The organism is Empedobacter sp. UBA7494, assembly GCF_002478465.1.
Taxonomy (GTDB): domain Bacteria; phylum Bacteroidota; class Bacteroidia; order Flavobacteriales; family Weeksellaceae; genus Empedobacter; species Empedobacter falsenii_B.
On sequence record NZ_DLOC01000085.1, the window covers coordinates 1 to 16,032 of the forward strand.

The window sequence follows — 16,032 nt, forward strand, 5'->3', positions numbered from 1 at the left end:
TTAAAAAAAACATAACTTAGATTTGCTTAAATATGATATATGTTATATTTTTGAGATAATAATATTACTGATCAGTAATACAATTAACACTAATTATGATTTTAAGACCTCTATTAGAGGTCTTTTTTATTTTTTAAAACTTTTGAGAATCAGCACTTGGTCCATAACTCGAAGGTAAATCTATTCCAAGTAAGCGATAAAAAACTCCCAATTGAGCGCGGTGATGCGTAATTTGATTTAAAGCATGACGAATTGCTTCATATTTTGTGAAATCTGCAAAAACAGTTTCTCCTTCTGTAACTTGCCATCTTTTTGATAAATGATCTTCGTTCACATTTTCTAACGCCGCTTTTCCTAATTCATAATCATCATCCAATTTTTGTTGTAAATCTTCAATAGAGGTAAATTTTGTCGGTTTGTAATCTCCTGCAGCAAAATCTAATTTATCAGTTGTTAAAATTAAAGCAGGCCAAGCAAAAATTTCGACCACGTGATTTGCTAAAGTTGTAATGTCCATACTTTTTTCATGTGGTTTGTAATCCGCTTTGTCGCTCGGAAATAAAGCTATAAATTCTTTGGTGATTTTATATTCGCTTTGCAATTCGTTTTGTAATAACTCTATTAAATTCATAATGTTTTGATTTTATGAAAAGGTACAAAATTTTTGAATTGAACATAAAAAAACTGCTTTATGAAATTGTAAAGCAGTTGTTATATTTTTAAATATCATCGGTGTACAAATCGATAATTGGTCGTGGATCTTTTCGTTTGATTTGCATCAACCAATAAACAAAAATTCCTAAACCATTCCCGAAAATTATCGCAATAATCCATAATAATCTGTCGTCACTTTTTATCAAATTTGGATTCTTTAAAGCATGCACAATAAAGTAAACAAAAGAAATCACGCCAGTGAAAAAACTCATCAATACCAAAAAGATAAAAATGATAAGATTTCCTAATAAGGCACTCAATAGCGATTTAGAACTTCCTAAATGTCCTAGTTGCGCATCGAGCGTGTTAAACATCGAATAAAAAATTCCAAAATAACTTAACAAGCCAAGTATAAATAAAGTGATAGGAACAATTGCCAAAGTAGCTTGTAACTTTGGATTGTTCAAAAGAGAGGTTAAATCTCTGTCAATTAGTAGATTTTTCATCATTCGAAAAATAATCTTTTATTTTTTTTGCTTTAGATTTTCCTATACAATCGGTTAATTCTAACAAAGATGCGTTTTTTATTCGTTCGACCGATTTAAATTTTGTTAATAATTCTTTAATTGTTTGCGGACCGACACCTTCTATTTCTTCTAAAACCGAATTATAAGCGTTTTTACTTCGTCGATTTCGGTAACGCGTAATTCCAAATCGATGCGATTCATCTCGCACATGTTGAAGCACTTTCAAGGTTTCAGAATTTTTGTCCAAATATAACGGATAAGGATCATCTGGATAATAAATTTCTTCCAAACGCTTTGCAATTCCAATCACGGAAACTTTTCCGCGTAACCCTAAACGATCAATCGATTTTAGAGCAGAACTTAATTGCCCTTTTCCACCATCAATCAAAATTAATTGAGGCAAAGATTCTCCTTCAGCCAAAACTCTTGAATATCGTCTTTCAATCACTTCTTCCATTGTTGCAAAATCATTAGGTCCTTCAACCGTTTTGACATTGAAAATGCGATAATCTTTCTTACTTGGTTTTCCATTTTTGAACACTACACAAGCCGAAACTGGATTCGTTCCTTGAATGTTAGAGTTATCAAAACCTTCGATATGTCGAGGTTCTACAGGCAAACGCAAATCAACTTTCATCTGATTCATGATACGATTTGTATGACGATCAGGATCGACGATTTTAGTTTGTTTGAGCTGTTCTAAACGATAAATCCGTGTGTTTTTTAACGATAAATCGACAATATGTTTTTTATCGCCAATTTTTGGAACTGTAATTTTTCTGAACGGAATTTCTAAACTCAATTCGAACGGGACATAAATTTCTTTCGAAGTTAAATTAAATCGATCTGAAAAATCAATAATTGCACGTTCCAATAAATCTTCGTCTGTTTCATCCAATTTCTTTTTCCATTCTTCTGTATGCGACTGTATAATTGCACCGTGATAAATTTTCATGAAATTGACATAGGCATATTCTTCGTCCGACGTAATCGAAAAAACATCAACATTGGTAATCGTAGGCGAAACAATTGTAGAACGAGATTGATAATTCTGCAACGCTTCAATTTTTTCTTTAATCATTTGCGCTTTTTCAAACTTCAAATCCGATGCATATTTCGTCATTTGATTGACCAAATATTGTTTTGCTTCGTTAAATTCTCCTTTGATAATATTACGAATTGCCGAAATTTGTTCGTTGTATTCTTCTTCGGTTTGATAAGCTTCACAAGGACCAAGACAATTGCCAATATGGTATTCTAAACAAACTTTGAATTTATGATTTTCAATATTTTTCTCGCTCAAATCGTACGAACATGTTCTTAGTTGATACAATTCTTTGATCAAACCTAACAAAACTTTCATCGCTTTTCCGTTAGAATATGGTCCAAAATATTCCGAACCATCTTTGATTACATTGCGAGTCGAAAAAATACGTGGAAATCGTTCATTTTTGATGCAAATCCAAGGATAGGTTTTATCATCTCTTAACAGGATATTGTATCGTGGCTGATGCTCTTTAATCAAATTATTTTCCAACAACAACGCGTCATATTCAGAATTTACGTTGATGGTTTCGATGTTATCAATATTACTCACCAAAACACGCAAACGTTTTGAATCGTGTTGTTTATTGAAATACGAATTCACGCGACGCTTCAAGTTTTTCGCTTTGCCAATGTATAACAAATCTCCTTTTTTGTTATAATACTGATAAACACCAGGCGTTTCGGGTAAACTCGCTAATTTTAATTTTACATTTTCATTCATCAAAATACCTCTACAACATTTATTTTTTGCTGTTCATCATCAATATAAATCAAGATTTTGGTCTGAATATTATAACCTAAATTTCTAAAAAAATCTGTATATCTATTCACTTGAAAATGATGATCTAAATCGGGTTGACCAGTTTTATAATCGATAATCGAACAATTATTTTCTGCATTAATTACTACACGATCTGCTCTGAAAATTTGTCCATTTTCATCAATAAAATCGCGTTCATTCAAAACCGTTAAACCTTCAGCAAAATATGGAACTAATTTAGCATCTTGTAATAAATTTTGCAAGGTTTTTTGCAGATGTTCTACATTTTCGACTGAAATTGTACCACGCTGTTTTTCACTTTCGATGATTTTTGGTAAATCATTTTGTGTAACAATTTGCGATAAAATGTTATGAACTGTATTTCCAAATTCGGTGAATTTTAACTTTTCTTGCGCTTTTTCTGAATTGGTGTTAATCACTAAACGCGTATTCCAATCCGAAGAATAAATTTTTAACTCAGCTGAAGAGTTTTCTATGATTTTAGGGGTTGAAATTCGTTCTGGAGAACCTTTCAAAATAACTTCATCCTCAGAAAAACCTTTACTGAAAACAAATTCGTGCAAGTAGTTTGCAATATTTTTTGATTTCGAAGATTCTTTTGGTTTTAGCGCAATCATATACAATTGCTCTTTTGCGCGCGTTGTTGCAACATAAAGTGTATTAATTTCATCCAATTGAACCAAATTCTCTTCTTCGTCAATCTTCGATTTTATCGCTTCATTTTTGATTGATTTTAATTCATTATTAATTCCAACATAAAATGTTTCGAACGGATTTTCCTCATCTTTTTGTAATGGAATCCAAATTTTAGAATTCTTACTTTGCCAATCCAAAAATGGCAAAATTACAACTGGAAATTCTAATCCTTTTGACTTGTGGATCGTCATAATCTGAATTGCATCGACACCTTTTGGTGTTTTGATACTCGCTTTATCTTTGATTGTTGACCAAAACTCAAGAAATGAATTAAGATCAGATTCATTTTTTGATGAATATTCTAAAATAACATCCAAAAAGCTCAAAATATAAGCTGGTGAACGCTCTTGTAAATGTAAAGTTCGAATCGCTTTTTCGGTGAAATCGTATAATGAAAGGTTTTGATCTTGAATAAAATCTAAATCAATTCCAAGTGATTTGGTTAATTTTAAAAACTTTGGCAAATCACCTTTTAAGGCTTTTTCAACTGCGATTGTTAAATCATCTGTTTTGAATAATTCTAATTCATAAGCCACCATCAAAAAACGAATTTTTGATTGTTCGTCTTGTGGATTTGATGTGATTTTGAACAAATATTCAATCAATTGAATTTCGAAAGAATTTTTTAACAATAAAGCTTCATTTGAAATCACAACCAAGTTATTTTCGGTCAAATATTTCGCTAACAAAATCCCTTGCGCATTACTACGAACCAAAATCGCAATATCTTTTAATGAAAAACCATTTGCTCGACAATCTTCAATTGTTTTAAGAACTAATTCTAAATTTTGTTCTTTAAATAAATCTTTCGAACGACCTTCTTGCTCAATGAAATTTATTTTGACAAAACCATCTTTTTGATGATTAGTTAATTGTTTATTTCCAATCTCGTACAAATATTGAAAACTCGGCAAATTGAGTTGTGGCGCGATAAACGAATACAATTCATTGTTAAATTGAATAATATTTTCGTGACTTCGCCAGTTTTTTTCTAATTCTTCAACTTTAATATTTTCTTCCTCTTTTCGATCGATTAAATCAATCATTTGTGCAGGATTTCCACCTCGCCAACGATAAATAGACTGTTTTGCATCGCCAACCAACATAATCGTGTCAGATTGCGCACGCGCATTTTCGACCAACGGATTCAGATTATTCCATTGTAACGTCGATGTATCCTGAAATTCATCAATAAAATAATGATTGTAGCGCGAACCAATTCGTTCGTAAATAAAATTGGCTGGCTGTTGTTGCAGATTTTTACTGATAATGGTATTAAATTCGTTAATCAATAAAACATTTGAATCTTTTTTGATCGAATCCAATGATTTTTCAACTTCATTAATCAACGAAATTGAGGATATATTTTTTTGAATTGAGGTTAACAAAAGTAAGTGATCATTGATGTTCGCAGCTTTTTCGAACAAATCTTTCACTTGAGGAAAAATAGATTCTGCTATTACATCTTTCACTTTCGAAAGATAACCTTCTTCCAAAATATCTTTTGTATTCGCATCGGTTGGTAAAATCAAACCAAAACCATCAAAGTTTTTTAATTTCTGGAAAAAAGCAGTAATTCCTCGACTTTTTCCTGGTAATTCATTTACCGAAATTCCATTGTTTGCAAGCAATTCGAAAAACTCATTTCCGATTGTAATCAAACCATCTTTCAAAGTTTTTATATCATCAAAAATAACTTTTCGGTAACGAATAAATTCGTCTAACGAAATGTTTTTTAATTTTTCTAAATCTTGTAAATGTCTATCATTAGAAATGTCCGAAGTGTCTGAAGAAAGCGTTTTTCGAATATCCCACGATTTATTTGCGTCCATATTATCCAACGCAATTTTGATCATTGTTTGCGTTAGTTTTTCGTCTTCCCCAATTTTTGAATACAACAAATCAACAGATTCATTAATGATTTCATTCGTATTCATTTCGACATCAAAATTCATTGATAAACCCAAATCTTGTGCAAAAGATTTCATCAATCGAAGATTAAATTTATCAATCGTAGAAATCGAAAATTTGGAATAATTATGAAGAATCGCAATCAGAATATTGTATGCTTTTGTCTTAATGATTTCAGGCTTCAAATTCAGTTCTGAAGCTAATTTTAGAATATAGCCATCTTCTTTTGGATTAGGGTTTTTGGCAATTTCTTCTAAAGTTTCGATGATACGTTCCTTCATTTCGCCGGCCGCTTTATTGGTAAATGTAATGGCTAAAATATGCTCGAAATGATAATCGCTTTCATTCGTCAATAACAACGAAAGAAATTCCTTTACCAATGTGTAAGTTTTACCTGCTCCAGCGGAAGCATTGTAAATTTTGAAATCGCCTGCTTGTAACAAATTCTGAATTTTTAGGAAAGTTAAACAATCTTCTCAAAAATAGAAAATCAGAATGCCAAAACATGACGTACTAAAAAAGGAAACCTGAACGAGTTTCCCTTTTTTTTTGAATATGTTATAAATACTATGAAATTTTTATTATTTCTTAATTTCTTTTTTTAATTCTTTTTGCCTTTTTTCAATCTCTTTTAGCATTTGTTTAGTATTTTTTTCTTGTAATTCTAGTTCTTTCTTTTTCTCCTCAAGATGTTTACTCATTTCTTTTGGATCTTCAGAATAAAATGTTTTTACAGTAAAAGTACCTAATTTTTGTATTTCGGGATTTTTGGGATCAACTTTAAATTTCGTTACTTCTCTTGCAGAATGCGGTTCTACTGTAATTGCCCACGGATTTTTAGTTTCCGTTTTTACAGCTGCAATATCATAATCTCTTGCTTGCGCATTTTTTACTTGTTTTTCTATTTCTGTATTATCAACTACTTTATTTTTTGAAAAACTTAAACTATAACTATTATCAATTCCTTTTGATTTTAATTGATTCTCTAAATAAACTCTATCAATTTCAGAACTAATAATTTTGTGCTCAACACCATTTTTATCTGTATAAATAGAGTAACCATTTTTCAACGTAATATTATTTTTTACTGTTGGCATTTTAGCTGTTTTTACTTTTTTATCGATATTCGGAATGTCTTTTTCAGAATTGAAAATTTTGATGATGCTTGAATCTTTTTTGATAACTTCAATAAAATCTTCACCTCCGCTTTTTCTTACAAAAACTTTTTCGATATCTTTTGGATCAATTTTTTGCAAAACTTTTCCGTCCGTTCCATATAAAATTGTAGGAACCATATTTTTCTTCAAAACAATATCTTTTATTTTGATAGAATCATTCAGAATAATATCTCCAGCATCATTCAAGATAATTTTGTTTTGTGCATTACTTTTCAAAATCATTTTTAACTCATCTTTCGTAATCACTTTTTCTATTGGAGTTGTTGTTTTAGCTTGATCTGTTTTGAGAAGCGAATCTCTCAAAGTAGTTGCTTGTCCAAGAAGAATTTCGGCTTGCGATTGAACAGGTTTTTCCAACGCTTGTTCCACTTTTTGAGCTTTTATCTCAACTTCTTGCGCAAACGATTTTTGACTAAAAAGTACAAAAGCACTCAATATAAAAGGCAACGAAGCAAAAGATAGAATTTTCACTTTTCGTTTTGATGTATTTTTTGTCATCATAAGCAGGCGTTTTTTAGTTAGAATAAAATTGAAATTACTTGCCATCATCGATGGATTTTGCGTTGCAATACAATCCAAAATTTGATGTTGGTAAGTTTTTAAATCTGAGTTTCTTTTCAATACATATTCATCTGCCAAAAACTCGTGATTTAGTTTGATTGATTTTTTATAGAAATAAATAAACGGATTGAACCAAAAAAGAATTTGAAAAATTTCAATTAACAAAATGTCCAAACTATGTTTCTGAATGCAATGCGCTTTTTCGTGATCAATTAAATTTTGATGTAAACTTTTTAGTTGCTTTTTCGGAATAAAAATATATTTCCAAAAACTATACGGCTGATTCGAATCTAAATCAAGAATATATGTAATTTCTTGATCTTTGATTTTTTCCTCAGTCTTAATTTTGAACATCAATTCGTACAAATTGTAGATAAATCTTACAAGAAATATTACGCCAACCAAAATGTAAATAACAGTCAAAATATCACCAAAATTAATTCCTTTTTCTTGTTGCAACAATTCAGGGTTTTGCATTAGAAAAGCCAATAATTCGGGCGAAATATTTGTTTCTGTCGCTGTGATAGGCAAATCAATTTTGTACAAAGGCGCGATTAACGAAAATATCAACGAAAACAACAGATAAAAACGATTGATTTTATACATGCTTTCGCGTTCCAAAAAAAGTTTATAAAACGAATATAAAAATCCGGAACAAAGAATAAATTTTATAAAAAAAGCAACCATAGGTTATTTCTTTTTGCGATCTATTTCGTTGTCAATTATATCACGTAATTTTTCTAATTCTTCGACCGACATATTGTTCGATTTTGCAAAAAATGAAGCAAATTGTGTTGCCGAATTATTAAAGAAGTTCGAAATCATTCCTTTTACTTCTTTCGAAAAATAATCATCTTTTTTCACCAAAGCATAGTATCGACGCGAGTTTCCCATTTGTTCGTAATCAATATAGCCTTTGTCATGCATCCTTTTTAATAAGGTTGAAATTGTAGTATTTGCAGGTTTTGGATCGTCATACGAATCGATAATATCTTTCGCAAAAACTTGTTTTCCGCTCCAGATAACTTCCATTACTTCCTCTTCTCTTCTTGATAATTTAACTTTCATATCTACAACTGTATTTTTATTACTACAAATATAGAATTTAATTTGACAAGGCAAAATTGTTTTACAAGTAATCACAAAAAAAAAGGAGCTAAAAGCTCCTTTGTATATTTTGATTTGAAATAAATTACATTTCAGCTAATTTATACGCTATACCAACACTAAAGTATGTGTTAGTAATTTTGTAATTGTCATTTATTGTTTGTGAATAATAATCATTAATATTTGATAATCCTTTTGTAAAACGAGCATTGATTTCTAATTCATCTGTAATTTTATATGCTGCACCAAAATTTAATCCGAAATCAAATGTTTTGAAATTATCTACAAATTTTTCTTTTTCATTAATTTTTCCTTCTTCAGTTTTCTTTTTAGCAGAAACTAAGAAACCTAATTGTGGACCAAATTCAACATTTAATCCATCCATAATTTCATAACGTCCCATCAATGGAATATTAATATTATGTGTAATTAATTTAGCTTTTGAGTTATCATTTGTTTTCAATCCAGCTCCTTGTTTAGAATATAATAACTCTGGTTGAAAACTAATTTGATCTGTTATTTTGTAGTTTGCATAACCACCAATATAAAAGTCAGTTCTAAATTTAGTTCCTAAACCATTTCCCTGACTATCAGAGTAAATTTTTCTAGAATCACCAGATAAAGTCGGGAAGTTAAGACCTCCTTTTACTCCTAAATCAATTTGCGCATTTGCTGCACTTAATCCACCGAAAAGTGCTATTCCTAAAATAAGTTTCTTCATTTTTTTATTACTTAAGTCTGAGTTATTATAATTAATTCAAAAGTAAAGTTTTATTCATACAGAAGATTGATTTACACTTTAAAAAAATCAATAATGCTTTTTTGATTCACAATTTCTGTGCCTTTTTTGTTAAAAATTGATAAAATTTTAAGATTTACAAATATCATCTAAATATTCTAAAATAATTTTAGTTGCATTTGGTGAATTTTGAACAAAATCTCCAGCTTTTTTTCCACTTTCTTTTCGGAAATTTTCATCGTTCATCAAACGATTCATAATTGTATCAAATTCATGTCGATTAGCAATAGAAAATCCTCCGCCAACTTCTATCAAATCCACAGCTTCCTGAAATTTCTTGTATTTAGGACCAAAAACGACAGGATTTCCAAATGTTACAGCTTCTAACGTGTTATGAATTCCTGCACCAAAACCTCCGCCAATATAGGTAATATCTGCATAAGAATAGACTTTTGATAAAATACCAATTGTATTTAGAATAAATATTTTCGAATCGATTAACTCTTGATTGGATGTTTTTTCTAAATCAGAAAATTTAACAGCTTTTTGGTTGATTTTATTCTGAAAAGAATTGATTTCAGCATTATTCAAATTATGTGGTGCAAAAACAATTTTCCAATCATTATTTAATTTTTGGTTGATTAAATTCACAAATAATTCTTCATCTTTTGGCCAAGAACTTCCAACAACAATTAATTTCGAATTTTGTTTAAAATCATTCATAAAATCCAATTCATTATCTTGATGAATGATCTGTTTGACACGATCAAATCGCGTATCGCCTGCAATTGTATTTTGTGTGATATTGATTGAATCCAGTAAATCTTTTGATTTTTGATTTTGAACAAAGAAATGATTTATCAAACTTAATTTTTTCGCAAACCAATTATTTCCGTCTTTTTTGAAAAAATTTTGACTCTCTCTAAAGATTGACGAAACCACTATTGTAGGAATGTTTTGCTGATGTAATTCGATAATCAAATTAAACCAATATTCGTATTTCACCAAAATCAAAATTTCTGGATGAAGCACTTTTATTAACTTTTCTGCATTTGATTTTGTGTCCAAAGGCAAATAAAAAATAACGTCTGCGCCTTGATAATTCTTTCTAATTTCATAACCAGAAGGAGAGAAAAATGAAACAGCAATTTTATGTGTTGGATAGTTTTCTTTCAATGCTTCGATCACTGGTCTACCTTGTTCAAATTCGCCTAAAGATGAACAATGTACCCACAAAACTTTATCGGTTTCTGAAATTTTAGAAGCTATTTTTTCTTCCCAATTTTTTCTTCCATCTACCCAAAGTTTTGCTTTTTCGTTAAAATTCGAAGCCAATTTTAGCGCCATTCCGTACGCCTTAATTGATGTGTTATAAAATCCTTGCACAATGTTGCAAAGTTAAAAATTTAGAATGAGCTTTTTTTGTACATTTGTTGTAATAATAACGACTTTTTAAAGTTGTAGATTTTGAAAGATTCATTAAGTTATGAAAAAAATACAAATGGTTGACTTACAAAGTCAATATCAAAAAATAAAAGGAGACGTTGATGCAGCAATTATGAATGTTTTAGATTCAGCTGCTTTTATTAATGGACCAGAAGTAAAACAATTTGAAACTGATTTACAAGAATATCTTAACGTAAAACATGTTATCCCTTGTGGAAACGGAACTGATGCGTTGCAAATTGCTTTGATGGCCTTAGGTTTAGAGCCAGGTGATGAAGTAATTACGGCAGATTTTACATTTGCTGCAACAGTAGAGGTTGTTGATTTATTGAAATTAAATTCGATTTTAGTTGACGTTGATTATGATACTTTTACAATTGATACAGAAAAATTAAAAGCGGCAATCACGCCAAAAACAAAAGCAATTATTCCAGTTCATTTATTTGGTCAATGTGCGAATATGGACGAGATTATGGCAATTGCAAAAGAACATAACTTATATGTTGTAGAAGATACTGCACAAGCTATTGGAGCGGATTACAAAGGTCGAAAAGCTGGAACAATTGGTCACATTGGTTGTACATCTTTCTTTCCTTCAAAAAACTTAGGTTGTTATGGTGATGGTGGAGCAATTTTTACAAATGATGATGATATTGCACATCGTTTACGTGGAATTGTAAATCACGGAATGTACAAACGTTACTACCACGATGAAGTTGGTGTTAACTCTCGTTTGGATTCTGTTCAAGCAGCAGTTTTACGTCGTAAATTACCTTTCTTAAATGATTATAACGCTGCTCGTAACAAAGCTGCGGCTTATTATACAGATGCTTTTAAAGATATTGATGCATTATTAACGCCTGTAAAAGGAGAAGACACAACTCACGTATTCCATCAATATACGTTACGTGTAACAAATGGTAAACGTAATGAATTACAAGCTTTCTTGACTGAAAAAGAAATTCCTGCGATGATTTATTATCCTGTTCCATTACGCAAACAAAAAGCGTATGATAACGGGCATTATAATGATGCAGATTTTCCAAATACAAACAAATTGGTAGAAGAAGTAATGTCTTTACCAATGCACACAGAGTTAGATGAGGAGCAATTGGCTTACATCACTTCTGCTGTTCGCGAATTTTTTGGAAAATAATTTATCCTAAAAATAATACGAAAAAGCTTCTGATTAGTTTCAGAAGCTTTTTTATTTTCCTAAATTTGATTTCACTATAAAAACTAAATATTAAAAATGAGTAAAATATTAGTAACTGGAGGTTTGGGTTATATTGGCTCGCACACAGTTGTAGCTTTACAAAATGCAGGTTATGAAGTTGTGATCATAGACGATTTATCGAACACAGAAATTGGTGTGTTGGATAAAATTACTTCTATTACTGGAACAAAACCAACTTATTTCGAGATTGATTTAAAAGATCAAGAAAAAGTAAACGAATTTTTCAAAACAAATAAAATAGATGGAATTATCAACTTCGCAGCGCATAAAGCAGTTGGAGAATCTGTTGAAAAACCGTTGATGTATTATCGAAATAATCTTTTAGGTTTAATTAATCTTTTGGATGCAATGAAAGATTTTGATGCTAATAATATTATTTTCAGTTCGTCTTGTACAGTTTACGGACAAGCGGATAAAATGCCTATTGATGAGCAAACTCCACTAAAAAAACCTGAATCTCCTTATGGAAAAACGAAACAAATGGGGGAAGAAATTTTAGAAGATTTCTCAGCAGCATTTGATAAAAATGTGATTTGTTTACGTTATTTCAATCCCGTAGGTGCACACCCAACAGCTAAAATTGGAGAATTACCAAAAGGAATTCCAAATAATCTAATTCCTTATGTTACACAAACTGCGGCTGGAATCAGAGAAGCATTATCAGTTTGGGGAGATGATTATCCAACGCGTGATGGAACGGCAATTCGTGATTATATCGATGTAAATGATTTGGCTGATGCACACGTAAAAGCAGTAACTCGTTTGATCGAAAATAAAAATAAAGCAAAGCTAGAATTCTTTAATCTTGGAACTGGAACAGGATCTACGGTTTTAGAAGTTGTTCACGCATTTGAAGATGCTAATGATTTGAAATTGAAATACGAAATCAAAGAGCGTCGCGCAGGAGATATTATCGAAGCTTATGCAAATAACTCTTTAGCAGAAAAAGAATTGGGTTGGAAACCTGAAACAAAATTGTCAGAAAGTATGCGTACAGCTTGGGAATGGCAAAAAAGTTTAGAAAAATAAAAGATGATTCAATTACCCACAGCGGGTTTATTAGTTATTAAAAATAATAAACTTCTTTTGACATTTAGTAAAAATAAAAAAGCGTGGTATTTACCAGGTGGAAAAATTGATAAAGGTGAAAATTCCCAAACAGCTTTGGTAAGAGAAATAAAAGAAGAATTGAGTTTGGATTTGGTAAAAGAAGAACTCAATTTTTATTGTCATATTACGGCTGAAGCGTATGGAGAGCAAAACCTTTTGATGGAACAAGATTGTTTTTTGTACGATTTGAAAGAAGAAATAAAACCAACAAACGAAATTGAAGCTTACAACTATTTTTCTTTTGAAGAATATTTACAAGAGGAAATTCAAGTAATTGGTGTAATAAAAGTTTTTGAAAAATTGACAAAAGATCATTTATTGAACTAAAAATAATTTCAAAAATAAAAGGCAATCCGTAATCGAGATTGCCTTTTATTTTTTATTATTTAGTTTTTTTCAAGATGTATTTATCTTTCAAATTTCCTGTGATTTCTTTTCCTTGTTGATCCAAAACTTTCAATCTATTTTCTTCAACTTTCAACACTAACGGACTTACATTCGAATTTAAATGTAAAACATTTCCAGAAGCATCCCATTTATAAAATCCTTCGTCTTGATAAACTGTTTCTTTTCCTAAATATTCTTGTTCAATAAAAAAGTTACCATCTTTTTTCAATTCAACAATATATTTTATTCCCTCACAATCGGCGCAAGGTAAAGTTCCTTCATATTTTCCAGCCCAATCCAACGAATTCATAGAATTGTGTTCTTTTTTTACAGCTTCTGTAATTTCTTTAGAAGAATCTGTATTTTTTTGTTCTTGTTGAACACCTTTTGATTGGCAAGAGAATATAATGAAAGATGCGAAAATACTCGCGAAAATAGATTTTTTCATAAATTAATTTTATGATATTTTTAACAACAAATTTGATGCCAAATTACGACTATATTTTTCTAACTTTCAACTAAAATTTTATAAAATGTTTCGCTCAAAAAAAATACAAACACCTCTTGGAGAAATGCTTGCAATAAAGTCGGAAAAAGGACTTTGTATGTTAGAGTTTTTTGATGGAAAATCGACCGAAAAACAACTCAAAGAAATAGAAAATTTGGGTGAAATTTTGGAAAAAGATGATGATATTTTGAATCGTCTAGAAAATGAATTGAACGATTATTTTAAAGGAAACTTAAAAGAATTTACCATTCCACTTGATTTGATTGGAACAGATTTCCAGAAAAAAGTTTGGAACGAATTAATCAAAATTCCATTTGGAGAAACAAGATCATACAAAGAACAATCGATAGCTGTTGGAGATTTATTAGCGATAAGAGCAGTTGCAAATGCAAACGGAAAAAACAAAATTGCAATCGTAGTGCCTTGTCATCGCGTAATTGGCTCAGATGGTTCGTTAACTGGATATGCAGGCGGAAAGAAACGCAAACAATTTTTGTTGGAATTAGAATCGCAACAATTAAACTTATTTTAATATGAAAGACCGCTTAATTGCTGTCTTTCATATTGATTTAATAATCTTACTTTTTTAATAAAATGTATTTATCTGCTAATGGACCTTTGATATCTTCACCTTCTTGAGATAGGATAATTAGTTTATTTTCACCTACTCTATAAAAATGTCGATTTTTATCTTTTGTATCTAAATACAAAGCATTATTATCAGCAGTCCATTGGAAATGACCTTCATCTATTAATTTTTGGTTCCCTTTCATATATTCAGAAACTACTTTTATAGTTTCATCTTTATTTAAAGTTACAGTTGTTTTAATTCCAGGACAATCAGCACATGGTAAAATTCCATCATAAGTTCCTACCCAATCAATAGAAGTTTTCGCATTATGCGTATCAATAATATGTGTATCTGATGAGTTTATTGGTTCTTTTTGAATAGTTGAATCTTTATGATCAGTTGTTGCTTCTTCAGTTTTTATAAGTTCTTTATCTGTCTTTGTTTCGCAACTATAAATTACTGAGCTAAAAATAAGTGTAAGGATAATTGATTTTTTCATTTGTTATTGATTTTAACTGATTAAAATCCAAATAATATTCCAAAAAATGTTAAAAACTATATTTTTATTTCATTTATTTAGGATGTAATAGCTTTCGAAAAAACTTTGTAAATTAGCCAATCAGAAAAGTAATGTATGAGTGTTGAGCTATTACCAGATGGAAGAGTAAAAAAACCTGAATGGTTGCGTGTAAAATTGCCTACGGGAAAAAAACATCGCGAATTAAGAGGTTTAGTTGATAAATATAAATTGAACACCATTTGCCAAAGTGGAAGTTGTCCTAATATGGGCGAATGTTGGGGTGAAGGAACTGCGACATTTATGATTTTGGGAAATGTGTGTACGCGTTCATGCGGTTTTTGTGGTGTAAAAACTGGTCGTCCAGAGCAAGTTGATTGGGCAGAACCAGAAAAAGTAGCGCGTTCTATCAAATTAATGCAAATAAAACATGCGGTTTTAACTTCTGTTGACCGTGATGATTTAAAAGATATGGGTTCTATTATTTGGGCAGAAACAATACACGCTGTTCGTAGAATTAGCCCAGGAACAACGATGGAAACTTTGATTCCAGATTTTCAAGGAATTGAAAAACACATTGATCGTATTGTAGAAGCTGCACCAGAAGTGCTTTCTCATAATATGGAAACGGTCCGTCGTTTAACACGAGAAGTTCGTATTCAGGCGAAATATGATCGTTCGTTAGAAGTTTTACGTTATGCAAAAGAAGCAGGTCAACATCGTACAAAGACTGGAATTATGCTTGGTTTAGGTGAGTTTGAAGACGAAGTTTTTGAAACAATTCAGGAAGTTGCTGATGCAAATGTAGATGTCATTACAATTGGTCAATATTTACAACCAACGAAAAAACATTTGCCTTTGAAAGAATTTATCACGCCAGAACAATTCAAAAAATACGAAGATTTCGCTCGTGGATTAGGATTCCGTCATGTAGAATCAGGACCTTTGGTTCGTTCTTCTTATCATGCAGAGAAACATATTTTATAATCAAATTAAATCATAATGTTGAAAAGAGTTACAATTAGTTGTAACTCTTTTTTCATATCAGTATATTT

General features: G+C 30.6%; 15 protein-coding genes. 5 read left to right on the plus strand and 10 right to left on the minus strand.

Annotation, left to right across the window (positions count from 1 at the left end):
- Positions 1-133 precede the first annotated feature (133 nt).
- The 8 genes from B4E95_RS10040 to B4E95_RS10075 all read right to left on the minus strand — a co-directional run bounded on the left by B4E95_RS10040 (position 134) and on the right by B4E95_RS10075 (position 10,587).
- On the minus strand, positions 134-631 hold the full coding sequence (locus tag B4E95_RS10040) for a DinB family protein (RefSeq protein ID WP_291064370.1): 498 nt from the start codon (positions 629-631) through the stop codon (positions 134-136).
- 88 nt (positions 632-719) lie between these two features.
- Positions 720-1,160 carry a hypothetical protein gene (locus B4E95_RS10045; RefSeq protein ID WP_291064371.1) on the minus strand — a complete coding sequence of 147 codons (441 nt, stop codon included), beginning with the start codon at positions 1,158-1,160 and terminating at the stop codon, positions 720-722.
- Complete coding sequence (gene uvrC, locus B4E95_RS10050) at positions 1,141-2,949, minus strand: excinuclease ABC subunit UvrC (protein ID WP_291091402.1); 1,809 nt, start codon at positions 2,947-2,949, stop codon at positions 1,141-1,143. Before uvrC ends, B4E95_RS10045 begins: the two co-directional genes overlap by 20 nt.
- Positions 2,949-6,059 (minus strand): UvrD-helicase domain-containing protein, encoded by a 3,111-nt coding sequence (locus B4E95_RS10055; protein ID WP_291091403.1) that lies wholly within the window; start codon positions 6,057-6,059, stop codon positions 2,949-2,951. Before B4E95_RS10055 ends, uvrC begins: the two co-directional genes overlap by 1 nt.
- A gap of 138 nt (positions 6,060-6,197) precedes the next feature.
- The gene (locus tag B4E95_RS10060; RefSeq protein WP_291091404.1) at positions 6,198-7,961 is read right to left on the minus strand and encodes a M56 family metallopeptidase; all 1,764 of its coding nucleotides are present in this window, start codon (positions 7,959-7,961) and stop codon (positions 6,198-6,200) included.
- Between the two features lie 84 nt (positions 7,962-8,045).
- Positions 8,046-8,423 (minus strand): BlaI/MecI/CopY family transcriptional regulator, encoded by a 378-nt coding sequence (locus tag B4E95_RS10065; protein ID WP_038331851.1) that lies wholly within the window; start codon positions 8,421-8,423, stop codon positions 8,046-8,048.
- A gap of 124 nt (positions 8,424-8,547) precedes the next feature.
- Complete coding sequence (locus tag B4E95_RS10070; RefSeq protein WP_291062575.1) at positions 8,548-9,183, minus strand: porin family protein; 636 nt, start codon at positions 9,181-9,183, stop codon at positions 8,548-8,550.
- Between the two features lie 147 nt (positions 9,184-9,330).
- Entirely contained in the window at positions 9,331-10,587 is a 1,257-nt protein-coding gene (locus B4E95_RS10075) for a 3-deoxy-D-manno-octulosonic acid transferase (RefSeq protein WP_291047107.1), read from the minus strand.
- Between the two features lie 100 nt (positions 10,588-10,687).
- Here B4E95_RS10075 and B4E95_RS10080 point away from each other — a divergent pair, with 100 nt between their 5' ends.
- The 3 genes from B4E95_RS10080 (at position 10,688) to B4E95_RS10090 (ending at position 13,321) form a co-directional block, all read left to right on the plus strand.
- Complete coding sequence (locus tag B4E95_RS10080; protein WP_291091405.1) at positions 10,688-11,803, plus strand: DegT/DnrJ/EryC1/StrS family aminotransferase; 1,116 nt, start codon at positions 10,688-10,690, stop codon at positions 11,801-11,803.
- A 96-nt stretch (positions 11,804-11,899) separates the two neighbouring features.
- On the plus strand, positions 11,900-12,913 hold the full coding sequence (gene galE, locus B4E95_RS10085; protein ID WP_291060545.1) for a UDP-glucose 4-epimerase GalE: 1,014 nt from the start codon (positions 11,900-11,902) through the stop codon (positions 12,911-12,913).
- 3 nt (positions 12,914-12,916) lie between these two features.
- Entirely contained in the window at positions 12,917-13,321 is a 405-nt protein-coding gene (locus tag B4E95_RS10090) for an NUDIX hydrolase (protein WP_286511425.1), read from the plus strand.
- Between the two features lie 55 nt (positions 13,322-13,376).
- Here B4E95_RS10090 and B4E95_RS10095 read toward each other — a convergent pair whose 3' ends face one another.
- Positions 13,377-13,829, minus strand: coding sequence for a copper resistance protein NlpE (locus B4E95_RS10095; RefSeq protein ID WP_115001559.1), 453 nt, complete (start codon positions 13,827-13,829; stop codon positions 13,377-13,379).
- 85 nt (positions 13,830-13,914) lie between these two features.
- Here B4E95_RS10095 and B4E95_RS10100 point away from each other — a divergent pair, with 85 nt between their 5' ends.
- A complete protein-coding gene (locus tag B4E95_RS10100; protein WP_286484846.1) occupies positions 13,915-14,421 on the plus strand; it encodes a methylated-DNA--[protein]-cysteine S-methyltransferase in 507 nt (168 codons plus the stop codon).
- Between the two features lie 46 nt (positions 14,422-14,467).
- On the opposite strand, the gene B4E95_RS10105 is transcribed toward B4E95_RS10100, so the two are convergent.
- Positions 14,468-14,959, minus strand: coding sequence for a copper resistance protein NlpE (locus B4E95_RS10105; protein ID WP_291064594.1), 492 nt, complete (start codon positions 14,957-14,959; stop codon positions 14,468-14,470).
- A gap of 135 nt (positions 14,960-15,094) precedes the next feature.
- Here B4E95_RS10105 and lipA point away from each other — a divergent pair, with 135 nt between their 5' ends.
- Positions 15,095-15,964, plus strand: coding sequence for a lipoyl synthase (gene lipA, locus B4E95_RS10110; protein WP_280036882.1), 870 nt, complete (start codon positions 15,095-15,097; stop codon positions 15,962-15,964).
- Positions 15,965-16,032: the final 68 nt, after the last annotated feature.

What these genes read in the sequence shown, in the direction of transcription:
- B4E95_RS10040 (WP_291064370.1), bottom strand. Translation starts at nt 631, where the DNA reads ATGAATTTAATAGAGTTATTACAAAACGAATTGCAAAGCGAATATAAA.
- B4E95_RS10045 (WP_291064371.1), bottom strand. Translation starts at nt 1,160, where the DNA reads ATGAAAAATCTACTAATTGACAGAGATTTAACCTCTCTTTTGAACAAT.
- uvrC (WP_291091402.1), bottom strand. Translation starts at nt 2,949, where the DNA reads ATGAATGAAAATGTAAAATTAAAATTAGCGAGTTTACCCGAAACGCCT.
- B4E95_RS10060 (WP_291091404.1), bottom strand. Translation starts at nt 7,961, where the DNA reads ATGTATAAAATCAATCGTTTTTATCTGTTGTTTTCGTTGATATTTTCG.
- B4E95_RS10065 (WP_038331851.1), bottom strand. Translation starts at nt 8,423, where the DNA reads ATGAAAGTTAAATTATCAAGAAGAGAAGAGGAAGTAATGGAAGTTATC.
- B4E95_RS10070 (WP_291062575.1), bottom strand. Translation starts at nt 9,183, where the DNA reads ATGAAGAAACTTATTTTAGGAATAGCACTTTTCGGTGGATTAAGTGCA.
- B4E95_RS10080 (WP_291091405.1), top strand. Translation starts at nt 10,688, where the DNA reads ATGAAAAAAATACAAATGGTTGACTTACAAAGTCAATATCAAAAAATA.
- galE (WP_291060545.1), top strand. Translation starts at nt 11,900, where the DNA reads ATGAGTAAAATATTAGTAACTGGAGGTTTGGGTTATATTGGCTCGCAC.
- B4E95_RS10090 (WP_286511425.1), top strand. Translation starts at nt 12,917, where the DNA reads ATGATTCAATTACCCACAGCGGGTTTATTAGTTATTAAAAATAATAAA.
- B4E95_RS10095 (WP_115001559.1), bottom strand. Translation starts at nt 13,829, where the DNA reads ATGAAAAAATCTATTTTCGCGAGTATTTTCGCATCTTTCATTATATTC.
- B4E95_RS10100 (WP_286484846.1), top strand. Translation starts at nt 13,915, where the DNA reads ATGTTTCGCTCAAAAAAAATACAAACACCTCTTGGAGAAATGCTTGCA.
- B4E95_RS10105 (WP_291064594.1), bottom strand. Translation starts at nt 14,959, where the DNA reads ATGAAAAAATCAATTATCCTTACACTTATTTTTAGCTCAGTAATTTAT.
- lipA (WP_280036882.1), top strand. Translation starts at nt 15,095, where the DNA reads ATGAGTGTTGAGCTATTACCAGATGGAAGAGTAAAAAAACCTGAATGG.